Raw genomic sequence first — 16,984 nt, forward strand, 5'->3', positions numbered from 1 at the left:
GATGCAACAAACTGCCGCCCCGCAGCGCCCTGTGCCTGCATTCCTGCCCATCAATGCCCTGATGCTGCAGGCCGTGAAAAAAGTGGAAGTGGTGATCCAGGAGCTGGGCCGTCGCGGCTTTGCCGTGGTCGGCATCGACATGAGCACTCCATCGCGCCCCACCGTCCAGATCCAGACCAGTGCCCGCTGCGCCCAGCTGATTGAGTCGGGCCAGGCTGCTTACTACGGCTTTGGCCTGGGTGAGATTGGCCGCTATCGCGAAGGCCAATTCTGCCTGGATGGCTGCCGCGTGGTGTGGACCGAAAACGCTAACTGACCAGGAGTAAAACCATGAATACGCAACAGATTTTGAACGTACTGCAAGGGAGTCGCTTCGGTATGTCAGCCAAAGAGGTCGCCAAAGCAACCGGCCAACCTGCTGCAGACGTTGGGGCGGCGCTGTTTCAGATGGAGATCGCTGGCCAGGTGGGGAAACGTATGGTTGGCCGTGATTCCGTCTGGATCGTCAAGGTACAGACCAAGCCTGCGCAGAAAAAACGAGCTGCCCCGGTAGAGAAGGCACCACCCAAGCCGCTCCCGCTCCCAATGACTCGTATTCCTATCGCTGGACATGTGCAGTTGGATGTTACCGGAGGTCCGATCCGCCTCGGATTCTCCAACCTGAATGATCTGCAGGGCTTTATCAACAAATTGAATGAGGGGCAGTAGCCATGAAAAACCAAACCACTGAGACCAATGCAAACCGTGACTATCGCGCCATGCGCCGTGCAATGGGCATGAATCAGGCTCAGTTCTGGGGGGCTGTCAACGTGACCCAGTCGGGTGGCTCCCGCTACGAAAGTGGCCGCCAGGCTCCGGTCCAGGTAGACGAGCTGGTGCGTCTCCGCCATGAACTCGGCATTGATACCGCCCTGATCACCCCGGAAAACGCCGACCTGATTCGCGCCATTCTGGCTGGCACGCTGGATAGCAAGCTGCTGCTGCAAAACGCTAATCGCTGCCGTGATCTGCTGATTCACCTTGGCAATGGTGCTGTTGATCTGACCGAACTGGCTCAGTCGGTTTCTAACCTGATCGCTGGCCATCAGGAGACAGCAGAGGCCTTGCAGTAGCAATGACTAAGCAGGTCGAGTTGGATGAATCCACCAAAGCCAAGCTGCGGGCAGAGGTTGATCTGCTGGTGAGCATGGGGCATGACCGGGCAAGGGCAAAGCGGATTGTGTGGGATGACTACCTGGACGAGTTGGCAGCCTATACGGCGGCAGCTCAGCCAGTAGCCACTCCACCGGAGACAGAGCCAGTCCAGGAGCAGGAAATACCGCTCCCAGCGCCGACAGCCCCTGATCCGGTTCTGCCCGGCCCAGAGCCACCGGCAAGAACCAGCCGGTTTTGGGACGCAAAGGAAGAACCCCGGCTAACACCGGAATGGCTTGAGCGAAACCGGCAGCAGCTGGCGCAAGTGAAACGAATTGTTGGAGTAAGGAGCAGGTAATGCAAAACGCAACGCAAAACACCCCGAACGGCTACCGCAAGGATGCCAAGGGCCGTTTGGTACCGGTCGAATCAATCAAGGAGATCGACCTGACCCGTGATGCCCTGGTTGTCGAAATCGTCCAGAAAGCACTGGCTGTGAACAAGATGCTGGCTGACTTCAAGTCCGGCGTTTTTGCGGATATCCAGGCCTTCATTGAGCTTTCTGCTGAGCGGTACGGGGCAAAGATCGGTGGGGCAAAGGGCAATACCACCCTGGCCACCTTTGATGGCCACTACATGATCAAGCGTGCAGTCAGCGACACGCTCACCTTTGACGAAGGCCTGCAGGCCGCCAAAGCCCTGATCGACGAGTGCGTGCATGAGTGGACTGAAGGTGCCCGCAGTGAGATCCGCACCCTGATTAGCGATGCGTTCAACGTGGACAAAGAGGGAAAGATTTCCACCGGGCGCATCCTCAGCCTGCGCCGCCTGGAAATCCAGGACGAGAAGTGGCAGCGGGCCATGAATGCCCTCAGCGACTCGGTACGGGTGCAGTGTTCCAAGTCCTACATCCGCGTGTACGAGCGGATTGGCGATACCGACCAGTACCAGCCGATCCCCCTTGATATGGCGGGAGTGTGAGATGGCTAACTGCATCAACTGCAGCAACGAGCTGGATTGGTTCAAGCATGTGAAAGCAGACGTTTTCAACAGCAAAGTCGGACCTAGTCCAGTCGTTGATCTGGTTCTGAAGTGTCCGCACTGCGATCAGGAATACAACGCATTCGTTCCGGTTGAAGAACTGACCCCGATTGAGAATTGAGAGAAACGACATGGAAAACACCAAACCCATTTCTGATTCCCTGGCGCTGGCTATGGAAAACACTTTGGCTGCTGCGGCCAAACTTGATCAAGGCGATGCCATTGACTACCTGACCGGCACCATTACCGCTGCCGTATCAATGCTACGCGCCGTCGATGATGGAAAGTTCGTTTATGGCTTCCTCAAGTCTGCCCTGGCCAGCCTGGGGAAGGAGGCCATGTCCGCACCAAACCCGTATGGCGGTGCACTTGGAATAAGCGTGCATATGGGGGCATCCATGGCCAATCCGGAAGCGCTGCATACCATCGAAGAGTTGCGCAAGGAGCTGTATAGCGCGAATGACCAGCTGCTGGAGCGTGACATCCAGCTGGCTGATCAGAAAGCCATCATGCAGCACGTATTCACCGACTTCGGGAAAGTGGTGTTGGCGCACAAGGATAAAGATGCCGTGCTGCTCAAGAGCCTACTAGACGAGTTCTGCCAGAAGCACGTCCGGTTTGTGCCGAAAAACGGCACGGTCCATTGAGTAAGCCGACTGTTAGCAATTGGCGGCTTCTGATCCGCAACCTCAGAACCGGAAACATCCCTTTCAAGTAGTTTTTACAACGCAGTGCCAAGGAGAAAAGCATGAACAAGCAAGAGCTGATCAAACACGTAGCCGAACACGCTGAAGTGACTGCCAAGCAGGCCGAAGCCGTGATCAACAGCCTGACCACCACCATCCTGGACACCGTCCGTGCCGGTGGTGAGCTGCAAATCACTGACTTGGGCAAGTTCGGCAGTGTGGAGCATGCCGCCAAGACCGGCCGCAACCCCAAGACCGGCGAAACCATCCAGATTGCAGCCAAGCGTGCCGCCAAGTTCTCCCCAGCCAAGCGTCTGAAAGAGGCTGCAGCAGGCTAACCCGTGCGAAACCGTCCGCAAGGGCGGTCTGTCTGGCGTGGTGGCCAGGCACTGATGAGCAGCCAGATCCGTTGCGCTGGTCAAGTCGTGACAGGAATGTAAATGCAGTCCAGCCAATTCGGATGGACACAATTACGAGACCCCAAACATGACAAAGCGCTTTAGAAAAACCGGCCTACTACTGCACTTCGAACACTATCAGCATGAGCCAGGTGTATGGATGCCAAAAGGGTTAATAGAAGACCCCAGGACCGGAGAAACATCTCCAGTTGCTGTTAAAGGCTGGTGCTACTCAGAGGAAGAGGCTGACAGGTGTGTACAGGCACTAGCTACCTACCGAATCAGAAATGGCATCTGGCGAAATTAAGTATTACCGCGAAACCGCCTGCAAGGGCGGTCTGCCAAGCGTGGTTGCTTGGTACTGATGAGCAGCCGAGGAAAACATGGACAAGCAAACCGCAATTGAAAAAATCAGGAAATGTCTGGCTCTTGCCAAGAGTGCCAACGAACACGAAGCCGCAGCCGCGCTGCGCCAGGCACAGGCACTGATGCGCAAGTACGGGGTTGAGGATGGCGACATCCTGATGGCCGAGGTAAGCGAAGCCAAGGTGAAAGCTGGTGCCAGAACCAAGCCTGTGAAGTGGGAAAGCCAGCTGTCCACCACGGTGGCCACCGCCTTTGGCTGCCGCAAGATTTTTGTCCAGGAATTGAAAGCAGGCTACTGGACGTTTATCGGCTGCGGCCCGGCAGCAGAGATAGCCACTTATGCCTACACCGTGCTGATGCGCCAGCTGCGCAAAGCCCGCAGTGAGTACCAGCAGACCCACTGTAAACGCCTTGTTCCGGCTAGTCGGACTCGCCGCGCCGATCTGTTCTGCGAAGCCTGGGTGGCTGGCGTTCGTCGCCAGATTGAGGCCTTTGCAGGCACGCAAGCCAACGAAGAAGCACTGGAGGTCTACATGGCCAAGGAATACCCGGACCTTGGCACCTTGGTTCCCAGGGATCGCCAGGCAGGCAAGAGTCTTCGCGATGGTGATGTGAATGCACGGGCAGCAGGTTGGCATGCTGGTCGTCAGGCGCAGCTGAACCATGGCGTGGACAACAAACCGCTGGCCATCGGCCAATAGAACCCGGTGTCGAGCCTGTTAACGCAGGCTCCGCAACGTGTTTTAACCCTCAATGCAGCCGTGACCGGCCAGCCCCGATCAACTAGCGGGTGCCGTCCTCTGATAAGCCGGCATGGCCGGTCACGCGTGCATTGAGTTTGACCAGGAGAAGAACAATGACCGACAGACGCAAGGCGATGATCGCAAAGATCAAGATCGCCCAGCAGCAGCTGCAGATGGCTGACGACAGCTACCGCGCCATGCTGGCACGCCTGGCTGATGGCAAAACCAGCAGCACAAAGCTGACCCTGCAGCAGCTGGATGACGTGCTTGCCGAAATGAAACGCCTGGGCTTTGTGCAAAAGCCTGCGCAAAAGCATGGCCGCCGTCCGCAGCCGAAGGACTCCCGTGAGACCCTGATGGCCAAGATTGAGGCACAACTGGCCACCGCTGGCCGGTCGTGGGAATACGCCCAGGGCATGGCAAAACGCATGTATCGGATCGAAAAAATAGAATGGCTGGACTACGAGCAGCTGAATGGGGTGATGGTCGCCCTTGTCTATGACGCACGCCGGAATGGGAGGCCCGCATGAACCGCAGTGACCACGAAATGGCAATGGCCCGTGCTGCACACCTGTTGCCAGAAAATGCCCGCCAGCTCGTTGATATGCTGACGCTGGCTACCACGCTGAAACTGGTAGATGCCTATGGTGGCACACACTTCCCGATCCCGAAAACCGCCAGGCAGGAGGGACAATATTTTGCAGCACTGGCGGAGGCCGTGGGGGTCGATGCTGCCAATAAGCTGGTAAAGAGGTACGGCAATACCCGACTGTATGTGCCAAAGTGCGCTGCAGCACTGCGCGCCCTACGTGATGCCAGTATTCGTGCTGACTATGACATGTCATGCGGTGAGTTGGGGCACAACGCCACGGTCAACAATGTGCTTGTACCCAAGTACAGACTTTGTGACCGTAGGATTGAGGAAATTTTGTCTAAGGCGGATGAGCTATTGCCAGTCGCAACTCAAGGAAGTCTCTTTTAGAGTAGCTCTCACTGTGAATGAAAAAGCCCCGCTGAGCGGGGCTTTTTCATTCTTGCCAGGCTGAGAGTTTGAGCATGCAAACACTTTTCTACTAAAAAACTTGAAAAGTAGAAAACTTCAATGTATCATCCGGTCTGTTGCAATGTAACCAACGTTACTGCGTAACGAATAAATTAACTAAAAAACCAAGTGGTCTGCCCTTTCATAGAAGCATCGCAGTATGGACATGAATGGCGGCAGGGGAAAACGAAGTTCATCGATTGGAGTGTCAACTATGAAGATAACCAAGTTTGGACAGGAGGTTCGCCAAGCTCGGGGACAGGTCAAGAAGACTCTCATGGCTATGGCGAACGATCTGGGTACGTCTCCGGCGTTCCTCAGTGCCATGGAAACGGGGAGGAACAAGATCCCCGCTCCCTGGGTTGAGAAAATTGATAACTACTTTAAAGACTTGGGCGTACCTATTGAAAACCTCTCGAAGTATGCAGATGCAGCTAACGAGAATGTGTCAATAAGTGGCCTTCCTTTGCAGCATCAATTACTTGTGTCTGGTTTTGCAAAGTCTGATTTTTCACAGGAGGATCTGCAGAGAATCCGTGAATTTTTCGAGAACTTGTATGCCAATAAATAAGGGAAAAATAGATGGTGAGCGAGCAATGTAGTGAAAATTCAGAACAGTATTTTTTGCGTGGCCAACGAGTGGCAGCAGTGAGACAGGCAGATATCGAGTTCTATGCAAAACGACTCTGTAAGCTGTTGCGGCTTAACAGTAAGAAGCATGCATCCATACTTGAAGCGATTGAAAACCTCCGCACTCACCATGGGATTCCGCTGGATTTGGATCCCATTGAAGATGATGAATGGGAGTTGTATGGCATAGCTGAGGCACTTTGCGAGCCATCATCAATGACCATTGTGATGCCGAATACGTTGTATGTACGTATGGCCGAGAATGACCCAGAAGCCTTGTTCGTTTTGTTCCATGAGCTTGGGCATATCTTTTTAAGCCACAAGCCGGTGCTTCACTTTAAACGCGATACTCAAGCTGTCCAGGAGGAGGATGCAGAATGGCAGGCAGATGTTTTTGCGACAGCAGCCTTGCAAGCAATTTTCCCGAAAGGACTGCCAAGACAATTGAGCTTGTTCTAAAGAACAGAGGCTTACCATGCGCCAACATGGCAAGCCCCTTTAGGTGCTAGCAGTACCGCCAAGTACAGCTAGACAAGACTGTCTTCCATCCGCAGTCTGCGATGTTGTGTACTACAAGTAGCTTTGGAATTATACATACGGCACACAGCATTGTCCAAAAAACAAGTGATGGCAACCCAAGTCTATTGGAGAAAAGCCATGACTTATGAAGACGAACGCGGTACGTTCATCTTGCGCTGGACACGCCATGTGAATGGTCAGTTGATCCGAGCCAAGGTCAAGCCGTTTAAGATTTACATCAGTAAGAAGTAAATCACGGGCCCCCACCACAGTAGCTGGCTGGGGGCCTTGCCTTATCCATGCTACCTATGCTGCTTACCGAACCCCTTCCCAATCTGCCCACCTCCTGATTTTCCCTACGATTTGTCTCATGTCCTGCATGAGGAAAAATCGTGTCCCGCACCATCAATCTGATCGTTATCCACTGCGCCGCCAGTCTCAACGGCAAGGTGCTTGGCGCTGCGTCTAAATCGGCTGCAGCCGTCATTGACCAGTGGCACGCCCAGCGCGGTTTCCACCGCCAGCCGGCCGCTATTGCCGCTTACAACCCCGACCTCAAGGCCATCGGCTACCACTTCGTCCTGGACGTCGACGGCACCAAGTCCACCGGCCGCGCCCTGGATGAAATCGGCGCGCATGTGGCTGGCCACAATGCCAACTCCATCGGTATCTGCATGGTGGGTACGGATCAGTACAGCACCGCGCAATGGGGTGCGCTGGCCAGCCTGGTGAAGGCTCTGCTGGCCAAGTATCCGGGTGTGCCAGTAGTTGGCCACCGTGATCTGTCTCCCGACCTGAATGGTGACGGCACGATTGAACCCAGCGAGTGGACCAAGACTTGCCCCGGCTTCACCGTTGCCGCCTGGCTGGCTGCCGGCATGAAGCCGCAGGCCAAGAACATCCTGGCCAACTGATGCACCGGCCGCTCATTTACCTGTTGCTGCAGGCCCTGGCAGCCCACCATCTTCCGTTATCCCGGTGGCGGGTGGCTGGGAGCCAGTCCGCATCCGTAGGCCATCGAGGCCCAAGCGGTGTAGCCAAGGCCAGGCGTGCAGCAGCCAAGCGAAGGAACTGCCGTCGTGCAACTCGCTGACATCCTCACCAACCCTGTTACCCAGCGCCTGTCGCAGAGCAAGTTCTGCATCACGGTCGCCCTGGTGGCCACCACCTTTGCCCTGATCTGGGAGGTGGTGCATGGCCGCGCCACAGAATGGCTGTATGGCCTCTATCTGGCCGCATGGGTAACCCATGCCCAGGCCAGCAAGCGGGCAGCCATCAGCCGTGATGCCTTGCCGCAGCCCGCCAATCAACCCAAGGGGGACGAGCAATGATGTCCATCTCGCTCATTCCGACCTGGGTAAAGGCCGTCGCCATCGGGGCCGGCCTAACCTTCATCACCTACCAGGTGCATCAGCACGGTGTTGAGTCTGGTGCCGCTGCCCAGCACAAGGTGGATGAAACCGTCCGTATCGGTCTGGTGGCTGACTACGAAAAGCAACTGGGTAAGTTCAAAGACCAATGGGCCGCCGAGCTGGCTACAGCCCTGCGTGACAAGCAGACGCTGGAACAGCAGGCCAACCAGGTCGGTGCAGCTCTGCTGGAGACCCGCGCCCAACTGGTCCGTACCCAGCAGCAACTGAAACAGGAGATTCCCCATGTCGTACAAGCTGATGGCCCTCGCTGGACTGGTATTGGCCCTGCAGGGCTGCGTCTCTACGCCCAAAACCTCGGCTACCCCCTCGCCAGTGGTGATCCGGGTCTGCCCGCAGCCAACCCCGGAGATGCTGCAAAAGCCGATCAAGCCGGCAGCGCCGGAGCCGGGCTATCACCCACAGACCTCCTGACGCACTCGGCGGATTACGGCCAGTGGTGCCAGAAGCTGGAGCAGCAGCTGGATGCCTTCATCACCCTACATACCAAGGACGCGCCATGACCGAACTGACCATTCAAAACGAGCAAGGCCAGTTGATGGAGTCCCTGGAAATAAAAGGGGCAGCGCTGGCGGCTGTCGTCGGCCAGATCGCCCGCCTCGGTGGTGATGCGGAGTGTGCAAATGAGGCTGCAAAACGGCTGTCCGAAGCACTGTACTGGGCAGACCGGGCAATGGGGGCCTTTGATGGATCCGTTTGATCGCGCCCAGAAGCTGGAGCTGGACGAGCGCGAAGGCCACATTGCTGCACGCCAGGCACTGGTCCCGCATGGTCCGCCAGCCACGCATTGCATTGATTGCGGGGTCGAAATTCCGAAAGAACGTCAGGTCGTGGCACCCGGCCTGCGTTGTACACGTTGTCAGAGCGCCGTTGAGCGCCGAAATGGGGGAAACCGATGACGGTCACTGTTGATTTTTGGTATCTGGTCGGCCTGCTGCTGGGCTTTCTGGGCGTGGTGTTCACCTTCGGCAAGCTGTTGCTGGGCCAGATTGAGCAGCGTCTGGACCAGCGCTTCAAAGCCATTGATGAGGCGAACAAGGCCACCAGCAACCACTGGGACACCCGCTTTGCCGAGCTGATGGAACAGAACCGGCGCGAGGCCGATGGCTGGCAGCGCATCGAAAAAGACTTCCTGCGCTTCCAGGCTGAACTGCCGGTGCAGTACGTGCGCCGGGAAGACTACGTACGCAACCAGACCGTGATCGAGGCCAAGCTGGATAGCCTCGCCCTCAAAATCGAAAACGTCCAATTGAAAGGACAGCAGCAATGAATATCGACGAAGCCAAAATCCGCCGTGAGAGCCTGCGCTGGTACCTGGTGCTGGCAGCATATAACGCCCGGCCAACCGAAGTCGTCGAAGACGTCATCCAGCAAACCATGCGGTCCCTTTACCCCGATGTATCGCCGCTGGAGGTACGTAAGGAGCTGGATTATCTGGAAGACCGCGCCATGGTGAAGCTGCGCAAGGAGCCATCGGGCCGCTGGTGGGTGGATGTCACCCGCTATGGTGTCGACCTTGCCGAGTACACCATCGACTGCCAACCCGGCATCGCCCGCCCCGAAAAGTACTGGTGAGCTGATATGGCTGCACGCAATAGTGTTTCCATGCTGCCAGCCGAGGTGCGGGCCTGGCTGGACCAGTCCCTGGTCGGGGGCAACTTCAGCGGTTACCAGCTGCTGGAGGAGGCGCTGCGCGAGAAGGGCTTCGCCATCAGCAAGTCGGCCATCCACCGCTACGGCCAGAAGATCGAACGCCGCTTCGCCGCCATCCGTGCCAGTACCGAAGCCGCCAAGCTGCTGACCCAAGGTGCGTCGGATGATACCGACACCCGCTCCGAAGCATTACTCGCCCTGGTACAGACCGAGCTGTTTGAATCCATCGTCAACCTGCAGGAAGCCGGGGACGAGGATGTCTCCAATGAAGACCGGATAGCCATTTTGTCCAAGGTGGCCAAGAACATCGCCACCTTGAGCCGGGCTAGCGTGAACCAGAAGAAATTCCGCCTGGAAGAGCAGGCCCGCATCGAGCAGAAGGCCCGCGCTGCGTTGCTGGCCGAACAGGAGCAGAAGCTGGAAGAACTGCGTGGATCGGATGGCATGAGTGAACAGATGGAAAGCAGTATCCGCCGCATCCTGCTGGGTAAAGAGTGATGACCGAGACCGTACAGCAAGCCCCGTTAAAAGCCTTGGGCAGCCCGCGCAAAATTAACCTGGCCGAGGAGCTGGAGCTGGCCGGGGTGGTGGTGCCACAGGAAGTAGCCGAGGCCATCCCGGCCGAACAGCCGGTTTTTCTGCCCTACCAGCAGCGCTGGTTTGAGGACGAGTCCCAGATCATGATCGCGGAGAAGTCGCGCCGCACCGGTCTGACCTGGGCAGAAGCCGGCCGCAACGTGGTAAAGGCCGCCCGGCCGCGCCGTCGCCAGGGCTGCAATACCTTCTATGTTGGCTCCAAGAAAGAGATGGCGCTGGAGTACATCGCCGCCTGCGCGTTGTTTGCCAAGGCCTTCAATGAGCTGGCCCGCGCCGACGTGTACGAGCAGACCTTCTGGGATGAGGGCCGGCAGGAGGAAATCCTCTCCTACATGATCCGTTTCCCGAAGTCGGGTTTCAAAATCCAGGCACTGTCCAGCCGTCCGTCCAACCTGCGCGGCCTGCAGGGTGACGTTGTGATTGATGAAGCGGCATTCCATGAATCCCTCGAGGAGCTGCTGAAGGCGGCGTTGGCGCTGACAATGTGGGGCAACAAGGTACGGCTGATCAGCACCCATAACGGGGTCGAAAACCTGTTCAATGAGCTGATCCTGGAAGCCCGTGCCGGCAAGCGCGACTACAGCATCCACCGGATCACGCTTGACGATGCCATTGCCGATGGCCTGTACCAGCGCATCTGCTACGTCACCAATAAGGAATGGTCAGCCGAGGCCGAGGCGAAGTGGCGTGCCGATCTGTACAAGAACGCCCCGAACCCCGAGTCGGCCGACGAAGAGTACGGCTGCGTACCCAAGAACAGTGGCGGCAACTGGCTCAGCAGCATGCTGATTGAAAAGCGTATGTCCGCCGACACCCCGGTGCTGCGCTATGAGTGCCCGGCAGGCTTTGAACTGGAGCCGGACCATGTCCGTGCCAGCCACTGCCAGGACTGGATTGACTCGGTGCTGCAACCGGAGCTGGACAAGCTGCCCAAGGGTGTCCGCAGCTTTGACGGTGAGGACTTTGCCCGTAGCGGTGACTTGTCGGTCCATGTCCCCTTGATTGAGATGCAGAACCTGGTCAAGCGCGTGCCCTTCATCCTGGAGATGCGCAATGTCCCCTTTCGCCAGCAAGAGCAAATCACCTTCCACCTGCTAGATAACCTGCCGGGCTTTGCTGGTGGCGCATTCGATGCGCGGGGTAATGGCCAGTATCTGGCTGAAGTGGCCATGCAGCGCTACGGGGCGGATCGCATCCACCAGGTGATGCTGTCGGAAAGCTGGTACCGCGAACACATGCCCCCGGTCAAAGCTGCCCTGGAAGATGGCGACCTGGACGGGCTGCCGAAGGATAAGGATGTGCTGGCCGACATGCGCGCCGTGCAAATCATCAAAGGGGTGCCGCGTATTCCGGACACCCGCACGACCGGTGAAGACAAGGGCAAGCGCCACGGTGACGTGGCAGTCGGAGTCGCCCTCGCCGTGTATGCGTCCCGTGTGATTGATGCTGCGCCGCTGGCCACCAGGGGCTACAAGTCCATCCCTCGCGGGAGAATGGCCATGTCAGCCCGATTCGGGCGCGGCACCTGGTAACGAAACGGAGTGCAAAACATGTCGCGAATTGTCGATCACAACGGGCAGCCGATTAACACCGCCCTGCTCAAAACCACCATCGCTACCCCGACCACCACCGGGGTGCGTCAGATCATTGCCTCGGCCAGCCATGGGCTTGACCCGGAGCTGCTGGGCAACATGCTGCGCCAGGCAGTGAATGGGGATGCCAGCGCCTATCTGCGCCTGGCTGAGGACATGGAAGAGAAGTACCTGCATTACGGCTCGGAACTGTCGACCCGTAAGCGCGCCCTGGTTGGCCTGGAGCTGTACGTGGAGCCTGCCGGCGACGATGCCGTCAGCCAACGTGCTGCCGAGCTGGTGGAGCAGGCACTGGCACCGATCAAAGAAAACCTGTTTGATATCCTGGACGCCATTGGCAAGGGTTTCAGCGTCCATGAGATTGACTGGGAAACTAGCGCCAAGCAGTGGATGCCGGTCGGCCTGTCCTACCTGCAGCCGTACTGGTTACAGATCCGGCGCGAGGAGCCGGAAACGCTCTACCTGCGCTCGGACAGCAATATCTACGGTGAGGCGCTGGCCCCGTACAAATTCATCACCCACAAAGTCAAAGCCAAGTCGGGCGTGCTGATCCGGGGCGGCTTGGCGCGCATGGCCTGCTGGGCTTTCCTGTTCAGCAATTACGCAATTAAAGATTGGGTGACCTTTGCCGAGGCCTACGGCCAGCCGCTGCGGGTGGGCAAGTACGATGTGTCGGCCACGCCGCAGGACATTGAAACCCTGCTGATGGCCCTGCGCAGCCTGGGCACGGATGCCGCAGCTGCTATCCCCAAGAACATGGAGATCGACTTTGTCGACGCCGGCAACAAGTCAGCATCGGTTGATATCTATGCCCGACTGACGGAGTACTTCGATAAGCAGACCAGCAAGATCGTGCTGGGCCAAACCTTGTCGACCAATACCGGTGGCGCAGACGGCGGTGGGGCTTACGCCTTGGGCAAGGTCCACAACGAGGTGCGGGAAGACATCCTGGATGCCGACGTCCAGCAGCTGGAAGCCACGTTGTCACGCGACTACGTCAAGCCGGTGGTCGACCTCAATCTGGGCGTGCAGTCTGCTTATCCGACCATCAAGCTGCGGATCAACAAGGCTGAGGACTTGACCGCTTTAGCCGGAGTGGTCGATACCCTGGTACGCGCCGGCTTGCCATTGGGTCAGGAATCGACCTATGCCCGTTTTGGACTGGAACGCCCGAAACAGGGCGAGGCGATACTGGTGCCGGTGGATGCCCCGGTCCAGCAGGCGATGAACCGCTATCGTGCAATGAATGCCCAGCAGCCGGGCCAGCCTGACCCGATGACACCGCTGCTGGAGCAGCTGACCAGCAAGACGGCCGACCCGATGGACGCCATGCTGCGGGTGATTCGCCAGGCCCTGGCCGATGCCCCGGATCTGGAGTCCTTCCAGGCGTGGCTGACTGGTGCATTTGGTGACCTGCCAACCACTGAGCTGCAACGGGTGATGAATACCGCCTTCAGCCTGGCTGAGCTGTCCGGCCGCTACGAGGTGAGCAATGGCCGATAGCGCGGCTCCGCTGACTGCGGTCTACAAGCAGCCCTGGCAGACCCAGCTGGACTATTTCCAGCAGAAGCTGAAGCTGCCGACTGAGCAGTGGACCGACATCATGAAGGCGCAGCATGACCGCTCCTTTGTTGTGGCCGGGGCCATGGCCAGCGACTTGCTGGAGGATCTTCGCCAGGCAGTAGGCAAAGCCATTGCCGGCGGTAGCACGCTGGCCGATTTCCGGCGCGACTTTGACCAGATCGTGGCCACACATGGCTGGGACTTCAAGGGCGGCCGCAACTGGCGCACCCGCGTCATCTACCAGACCAACCTGCAGACCAGCTATGCCGCTGGCCGCTACCAGCAGCTGACCGACCCGGACATGCTCAAGGTCCGGCCGTACTGGCGTTACGTGCATTCCGACTCGGTGATGCGCCCCCGGCCGCAGCACCAGGCGTGGAATGGGCTGATCCTGCGCGCCGACGATCCCTGGTGGAACGTTCACTACCCGCCGAATGGCTGGGGCTGCCAATGCACCGTGCATGCGGTTTCGTTGCAAGAGCTGCGTGACAAGTACGGTAAGGACGGCCCGGATACTGCACCGGTGATTCAGACGCGCCGGGTGGAGCAGGATGATGGCAGCGTGGTCTATGTGCCCGACGGCATCGACTTCGGCTGGGACTATGCCCCTGGCCAGGCCTATGTCGGCAAGTTGCTCCTGGACAAAGCGGCGACCACCTCGGCCCGGATCGGTGCCGATGCTATCCAGAGTGCGGTCAACAATATCGACGCCCTGGACAAGATCATCCAGGAGCGCTGGCAGCCGCTGGTACAGCAGATCTACCCGGACCCGGCCAGCTACCGGCCGACAAAGCAACGCTTCCACATCGGTGCACTCTCGCCGCAACTGGTCGACAAGATAGAACAGGCCACGGGCGAGCCGCTGGCCACGGCAGTGGTATCGGTCGATGACAGTGAAGTGAAGCATGCGCTGCGTGATACCGGGGCAAAAGCGGACAAGCGGATTGCCCTGGACGATGCCATGCAGACTGTCGTCGGCATGTGGGAGCCGGAGCGGGTTTATCAGCAGATTGATCATGGCAAAGAGGAGCCTGTTTATCTGGCAGTCTGGCAAGCCGCAGATGGCAGCCGGCATGTTAAAGCAGCGATTAACGTGAACTACCGGACCAAGGACAAGGATGCATCAGGTAAGCGCTATACCTTGCAGACAAACACGTTGCTGACCCTGGGCTATGTGGACCTGCGGGATTTGGATAATCCGCAGCTTTACAAGCGGATTCTATAGAAGGAGGGAAACCGTGCCGGCAGGGACGCCACCCCCCTGCGTGTGCACGCCCTTTCGGGGTTGCAATACGTACAGCGCTATTTCACGTATTCCAGCACGGTATATTCATTATGAGTGACAACAGCTTTGAAATCCAAGTCATCAACGACAGTGTCGGCCAGGCGCTGGGTCAACTGTTGGCCCAAGCCCACAACCTGCGACCGGCCCTGCTGGACTTTGCCGAGTGGGCCAAAGCAGAGACGGACCAGCGCTTTGCCGATCAGGCCGACTGGCATGGCCAGCCCTGGGCACCCAATGCCGAGCTGACGCTGGCCAACTACCTGCGCAACCATGGTGGCAGCAAGAACTTCAAAAAGGACGGCAAGCTGAGTGCGGCAGGCACCAGGCGGCTGGCCGCCAAGCGTATCCTGCAGGTGGACGGCACGCTGCGCCGGGCCGCATTCAGCTATGACGCCACCAGCGACAGCCTGCGCTTCGGCCCCTGGGGCAATGGCCTGGACGCCTATGCCGCCATCCAGAACTTTGGTGGTCAGGCGGGCCGGGGCCTCAAAGTCACCATTCCCATGCGCCAGTACTTGCCGGTCGATGTCGACGGCACACTGGCCGCCCCTGCAGAAGCCAAGTTGCTGGACATGCTGGCCACCCATTTCCAGCAAATCTGACTTTCCCCATAAACCGCCCTTGGCGCATGCGTAGTGCAGGCAGACCGCCAAGGGTTGGTAGCAATGGGGTAAAACGCCGTCTACCCCCGTTAACGCGTGTTAATTCCTAACTCAGACAGTCAGCCGCCTGCTGCATCCGGCCAGTCTGTGCATTTACCGAACCCCTTCCCCCGTTTTTGCCCTCACCAGGCTGCGCACAATGCAGCTTATGAAGCTCATTCCCGAAGACGTTATCCGTGCACTCAACAGCCTGCAGCCTGATGGCCTGCAGCGGGCGAGCTGCGCCATTGCGCTCTCCATCGCCCTGGCGCTGGGGCCAAATGGTGAGCCGCCAGAGTGGTGCCCGGTCCTTCCGGCCGGCACGTTCATGGGCCGGGATGGCCGTGGACCGTGGCATACCGACACCGCGGCCGTGCTGGCCGACTTTGCAGCAAACCAGGCGAAGGGCATTGATCCGGTGGTCGACTACGACCACCTCAGCATGGTGTGCCTGCAGACCGGCCAGAAAGCAGAGGCTGCGGGCTGGATCAAGCAGCTGGAAATCCGGGATGGGGAGACCTGGGCGCGCATTGAATGGAATGCCGACGCCGTTCAGGTGATCACGGCCAAGAAATGGCGCTACCTGTCACCCGTCTTCGATTTTGATGCCAGCGGCCGCGTGGTCCGCCTGGTCGCCGTGGGGCTGACCAACCAACCCAACCTGTTTTTACGTGCCCTCAACTCACAGGAGAACCGCATGGACCCGATTGACCAGCTGCTGCAGGAGCTTGGTATCAGCATCAGCGATGCCATGGATGCAGCCGGCAAACTGTCTGCCGCATTGAATGCCATCAAGACGCTGAAGGACATCAGCAATTCGACCCAGACCGCAATGAACAGTCTGCGCCAGGTTACCGGTGCCGCTGCCGATGCCGACCTGAAGGCAGTAACCAACAGCATCATGAACGGCTTTGTACCCAAGGCCGAATACGAGCGCGTGGCCAATAGCTTGCAGCAACTGCAAGCCGGCACTGCTGCCGCCGAAGTCGACAAGGCGCTGGATGACGCCATTGCAGCCGGCAAGATCGCACCGGCCAGTCGTGGCTTCTACCAGGCCATGTGCAGTACCGACATGAAGGCCTTCAAGGACTTCGTGAAATCCGCCCCGGTTGTGGTGCAGGCCGGTACCGAAACCACCACGCGCGCCGCCAATAGCAAGCATGACAACCAGCAGGCTGGCGACAACCCGCTGATTGCCAACGCCAAGGCCCGCGCCGGCACCAAGTAACCCGATACGGCCCTTGGCCAGAAAAGGACAGTCATGGAATCCCTGACGATCAATCAGACCCTGCCGCCCCAGATCCCTCTGTCGGGCGAGCCGGATGAATGCTGCGAAACCCTGTTTGTCGGCCCGGCCGCATTGCCTGCCGGCACCATTCTGGGTGTGGCCACGCTGGACGATGAGCTGGCCGTGCCCTGGCATGTTGGTGACGACCCGCTGGCTTTCGTGCTGGGCGTGACCCGCCACGCGCTGCCGGCAGCCGATGCCGGTGTCACCTCCCGCGAGGTGGGCACGGTAGCCGGTGATTGCCTGGTGGCGCTGGATACGCTGCCGGAGCTGCAAGCGGCACAAGCATCTGCCCCGGCCAAATACCGTCACGTTTACCGCCAGCTGTCGGCCCGTGGCATCCGTATCACCGAGCGTGCCGGCGACTAAGCGTCAC

24 protein-coding genes and 2 other RNA genes are annotated in these 16,984 nt (G+C 58.6%); all 26 read left to right on the forward strand.

Annotated elements, in window-relative coordinates:
* Position 1: 1 nt before the first annotated feature.
* The 26 genes from DLM_RS03775 (at position 2) to DLM_RS03915 (ending at position 16,977) form a co-directional block, all read left to right on the forward strand.
* Positions 2 to 316 carry a hypothetical protein gene (locus DLM_RS03775; protein WP_089082697.1) on the forward strand — a complete coding sequence of 105 codons (315 nt, stop codon included), beginning with the start codon at positions 2 to 4 and terminating at the stop codon, positions 314 to 316.
* A 14-nt stretch (positions 317 to 330) separates the two neighbouring features.
* Positions 331 to 708: a hypothetical protein gene (locus tag DLM_RS03780; protein ID WP_119313186.1), complete on the forward strand. Its 378-nt coding sequence runs from the start codon at positions 331 to 333 to the stop codon at positions 706 to 708.
* A gap of 2 nt (positions 709 to 710) precedes the next feature.
* Positions 711 to 1,112 carry a helix-turn-helix domain-containing protein gene (locus DLM_RS03785; RefSeq protein WP_119313187.1) on the forward strand — a complete coding sequence of 134 codons (402 nt, stop codon included), beginning with the start codon at positions 711 to 713 and terminating at the stop codon, positions 1,110 to 1,112.
* 379 nt (positions 1,113 to 1,491) lie between these two features.
* On the forward strand, positions 1,492 to 2,115 hold the full coding sequence (locus tag DLM_RS03795) for a DUF3164 family protein (protein ID WP_119313189.1): 624 nt from the start codon (positions 1,492 to 1,494) through the stop codon (positions 2,113 to 2,115).
* A gap of 191 nt (positions 2,116 to 2,306) precedes the next feature.
* Positions 2,307 to 2,822, forward strand: coding sequence for a hypothetical protein (locus DLM_RS03805; protein WP_089086450.1), 516 nt, complete (start codon positions 2,307 to 2,309; stop codon positions 2,820 to 2,822).
* Positions 2,823 to 2,923: 101 nt separating this feature from the next.
* Positions 2,924 to 3,199 carry an HU family DNA-binding protein gene (locus DLM_RS03810; protein WP_089086449.1) on the forward strand — a complete coding sequence of 92 codons (276 nt, stop codon included), beginning with the start codon at positions 2,924 to 2,926 and terminating at the stop codon, positions 3,197 to 3,199.
* Positions 3,200 to 3,202: 3 nt separating this feature from the next.
* Positions 3,203 to 3,267: hammerhead ribozyme type II (locus DLM_RS03815), an RNA gene on the forward strand.
* Between the two features lie 305 nt (positions 3,268 to 3,572).
* An RNA gene (locus tag DLM_RS03820) (hammerhead ribozyme type II) lies at positions 3,573 to 3,637 on the forward strand.
* Positions 3,638 to 3,642: 5 nt separating this feature from the next.
* Positions 3,643 to 4,326 carry a DUF2786 domain-containing protein gene (locus tag DLM_RS03825; protein WP_089086448.1) on the forward strand — a complete coding sequence of 228 codons (684 nt, stop codon included), beginning with the start codon at positions 3,643 to 3,645 and terminating at the stop codon, positions 4,324 to 4,326.
* Between the two features lie 155 nt (positions 4,327 to 4,481).
* Positions 4,482 to 4,898, forward strand: coding sequence for a gp16 family protein (locus tag DLM_RS03830; RefSeq protein WP_089086447.1), 417 nt, complete (start codon positions 4,482 to 4,484; stop codon positions 4,896 to 4,898).
* The gene (locus tag DLM_RS03835) at positions 4,895 to 5,350 is read left to right on the forward strand and encodes a Mor transcription activator family protein (protein ID WP_089086446.1); all 456 of its coding nucleotides are present in this window, start codon (positions 4,895 to 4,897) and stop codon (positions 5,348 to 5,350) included. The genes DLM_RS03830 and DLM_RS03835 overlap by 4 nt, the downstream gene beginning before the upstream one ends.
* A 274-nt stretch (positions 5,351 to 5,624) precedes the next feature.
* A complete protein-coding gene (locus DLM_RS03840; RefSeq protein WP_089086445.1) occupies positions 5,625 to 5,981 on the forward strand; it encodes a helix-turn-helix domain-containing protein in 357 nt (118 codons plus the stop codon).
* An 11-nt stretch (positions 5,982 to 5,992) separates the two neighbouring features.
* Entirely contained in the window at positions 5,993 to 6,499 is a 507-nt protein-coding gene (locus DLM_RS03845; protein WP_089086444.1) for an ImmA/IrrE family metallo-endopeptidase, read from the forward strand.
* 452 nt (positions 6,500 to 6,951) lie between these two features.
* Positions 6,952 to 7,473: an N-acetylmuramoyl-L-alanine amidase gene (locus DLM_RS03850; protein WP_089086443.1), complete on the forward strand. Its 522-nt coding sequence runs from the start codon at positions 6,952 to 6,954 to the stop codon at positions 7,471 to 7,473.
* A gap of 165 nt (positions 7,474 to 7,638) precedes the next feature.
* On the forward strand, positions 7,639 to 7,890 hold the full coding sequence (locus tag DLM_RS03855; protein ID WP_089086453.1) for a hypothetical protein: 252 nt from the start codon (positions 7,639 to 7,641) through the stop codon (positions 7,888 to 7,890).
* Positions 7,887 to 8,492, forward strand: coding sequence for a hypothetical protein (locus tag DLM_RS03860; RefSeq protein WP_145985759.1), 606 nt, complete (start codon positions 7,887 to 7,889; stop codon positions 8,490 to 8,492). The genes DLM_RS03855 and DLM_RS03860 overlap by 4 nt, the downstream gene beginning before the upstream one ends.
* Positions 8,489 to 8,689: a hypothetical protein gene (locus DLM_RS03865; protein ID WP_089086441.1), complete on the forward strand. Its 201-nt coding sequence runs from the start codon at positions 8,489 to 8,491 to the stop codon at positions 8,687 to 8,689. Before DLM_RS03860 ends, DLM_RS03865 begins: the two co-directional genes overlap by 4 nt.
* A 195-nt stretch (positions 8,690 to 8,884) precedes the next feature.
* Complete coding sequence (locus DLM_RS03875; protein ID WP_089086439.1) at positions 8,885 to 9,259, forward strand: hypothetical protein; 375 nt, start codon at positions 8,885 to 8,887, stop codon at positions 9,257 to 9,259.
* A complete protein-coding gene (locus tag DLM_RS03880) occupies positions 9,256 to 9,564 on the forward strand; it encodes a hypothetical protein (RefSeq protein ID WP_089084273.1) in 309 nt (102 codons plus the stop codon). Before DLM_RS03875 ends, DLM_RS03880 begins: the two co-directional genes overlap by 4 nt.
* A 6-nt stretch (positions 9,565 to 9,570) precedes the next feature.
* Entirely contained in the window at positions 9,571 to 10,140 is a 570-nt protein-coding gene (locus tag DLM_RS03885) for a DUF3486 family protein (RefSeq protein WP_089086438.1), read from the forward strand.
* Entirely contained in the window at positions 10,140 to 11,771 is a 1,632-nt protein-coding gene (locus DLM_RS03890; RefSeq protein ID WP_089086437.1) for a hypothetical protein, read from the forward strand. Before DLM_RS03885 ends, DLM_RS03890 begins: the two co-directional genes overlap by 1 nt.
* 18 nt (positions 11,772 to 11,789) lie before the next feature.
* On the forward strand, positions 11,790 to 13,334 hold the full coding sequence (locus tag DLM_RS03895) for a DUF935 domain-containing protein (protein ID WP_089086436.1): 1,545 nt from the start codon (positions 11,790 to 11,792) through the stop codon (positions 13,332 to 13,334).
* A complete protein-coding gene (locus tag DLM_RS03900; RefSeq protein ID WP_089086435.1) occupies positions 13,324 to 14,619 on the forward strand; it encodes a phage minor head protein in 1,296 nt (431 codons plus the stop codon). The genes DLM_RS03895 and DLM_RS03900 overlap by 11 nt, the downstream gene beginning before the upstream one ends.
* 110 nt (positions 14,620 to 14,729) lie before the next feature.
* Positions 14,730 to 15,281 carry a phage virion morphogenesis protein gene (locus DLM_RS03905; protein WP_089086434.1) on the forward strand — a complete coding sequence of 184 codons (552 nt, stop codon included), beginning with the start codon at positions 14,730 to 14,732 and terminating at the stop codon, positions 15,279 to 15,281.
* A 208-nt stretch (positions 15,282 to 15,489) separates the two neighbouring features.
* Positions 15,490 to 16,548, forward strand: coding sequence for a phage protease (locus DLM_RS03910; RefSeq protein WP_089086452.1), 1,059 nt, complete (start codon positions 15,490 to 15,492; stop codon positions 16,546 to 16,548).
* A 33-nt stretch (positions 16,549 to 16,581) separates the two neighbouring features.
* Positions 16,582 to 16,977 carry a hypothetical protein gene (locus tag DLM_RS03915; RefSeq protein WP_089086433.1) on the forward strand — a complete coding sequence of 132 codons (396 nt, stop codon included), beginning with the start codon at positions 16,582 to 16,584 and terminating at the stop codon, positions 16,975 to 16,977.
* Positions 16,978 to 16,984 lie beyond the last annotated feature (7 nt).

It is taken from the genome of Aquitalea magnusonii, from assembly GCF_002217795.2.
Lineage (GTDB): Bacteria > Pseudomonadota > Gammaproteobacteria > Burkholderiales > Chromobacteriaceae > Aquitalea > Aquitalea magnusonii_B.

Coding starts and splice junctions, on each gene's coding strand:
- DLM_RS03775 (WP_089082697.1), top strand. CDS start 2: ATGCAACAAACTGCCGCCCCGCAGCGCCCTGTGCCTGCATTCCTGCCC.
- DLM_RS03780 (WP_119313186.1), top strand. CDS start 331: ATGAATACGCAACAGATTTTGAACGTACTGCAAGGGAGTCGCTTCGGT.
- DLM_RS03785 (WP_119313187.1), top strand. CDS start 711: ATGAAAAACCAAACCACTGAGACCAATGCAAACCGTGACTATCGCGCC.
- DLM_RS03795 (WP_119313189.1), top strand. CDS start 1,492: ATGCAAAACGCAACGCAAAACACCCCGAACGGCTACCGCAAGGATGCC.
- DLM_RS03805 (WP_089086450.1), top strand. CDS start 2,307: ATGGAAAACACCAAACCCATTTCTGATTCCCTGGCGCTGGCTATGGAA.
- DLM_RS03810 (WP_089086449.1), top strand. CDS start 2,924: ATGAACAAGCAAGAGCTGATCAAACACGTAGCCGAACACGCTGAAGTG.
- DLM_RS03825 (WP_089086448.1), top strand. CDS start 3,643: ATGGACAAGCAAACCGCAATTGAAAAAATCAGGAAATGTCTGGCTCTT.
- DLM_RS03830 (WP_089086447.1), top strand. CDS start 4,482: ATGACCGACAGACGCAAGGCGATGATCGCAAAGATCAAGATCGCCCAG.
- DLM_RS03835 (WP_089086446.1), top strand. CDS start 4,895: ATGAACCGCAGTGACCACGAAATGGCAATGGCCCGTGCTGCACACCTG.
- DLM_RS03840 (WP_089086445.1), top strand. CDS start 5,625: ATGAAGATAACCAAGTTTGGACAGGAGGTTCGCCAAGCTCGGGGACAG.
- DLM_RS03845 (WP_089086444.1), top strand. CDS start 5,993: ATGGTGAGCGAGCAATGTAGTGAAAATTCAGAACAGTATTTTTTGCGT.
- DLM_RS03860 (WP_145985759.1), top strand. CDS start 7,887: ATGATGTCCATCTCGCTCATTCCGACCTGGGTAAAGGCCGTCGCCATC.
- DLM_RS03865 (WP_089086441.1), top strand. CDS start 8,489: ATGACCGAACTGACCATTCAAAACGAGCAAGGCCAGTTGATGGAGTCC.
- DLM_RS03875 (WP_089086439.1), top strand. CDS start 8,885: ATGACGGTCACTGTTGATTTTTGGTATCTGGTCGGCCTGCTGCTGGGC.
- DLM_RS03880 (WP_089084273.1), top strand. CDS start 9,256: ATGAATATCGACGAAGCCAAAATCCGCCGTGAGAGCCTGCGCTGGTAC.
- DLM_RS03885 (WP_089086438.1), top strand. CDS start 9,571: ATGGCTGCACGCAATAGTGTTTCCATGCTGCCAGCCGAGGTGCGGGCC.
- DLM_RS03890 (WP_089086437.1), top strand. CDS start 10,140: ATGACCGAGACCGTACAGCAAGCCCCGTTAAAAGCCTTGGGCAGCCCG.
- DLM_RS03895 (WP_089086436.1), top strand. CDS start 11,790: ATGTCGCGAATTGTCGATCACAACGGGCAGCCGATTAACACCGCCCTG.
- DLM_RS03900 (WP_089086435.1), top strand. CDS start 13,324: ATGGCCGATAGCGCGGCTCCGCTGACTGCGGTCTACAAGCAGCCCTGG.
- DLM_RS03905 (WP_089086434.1), top strand. CDS start 14,730: ATGAGTGACAACAGCTTTGAAATCCAAGTCATCAACGACAGTGTCGGC.
- DLM_RS03910 (WP_089086452.1), top strand. CDS start 15,490: ATGAAGCTCATTCCCGAAGACGTTATCCGTGCACTCAACAGCCTGCAG.
- DLM_RS03915 (WP_089086433.1), top strand. CDS start 16,582: ATGGAATCCCTGACGATCAATCAGACCCTGCCGCCCCAGATCCCTCTG.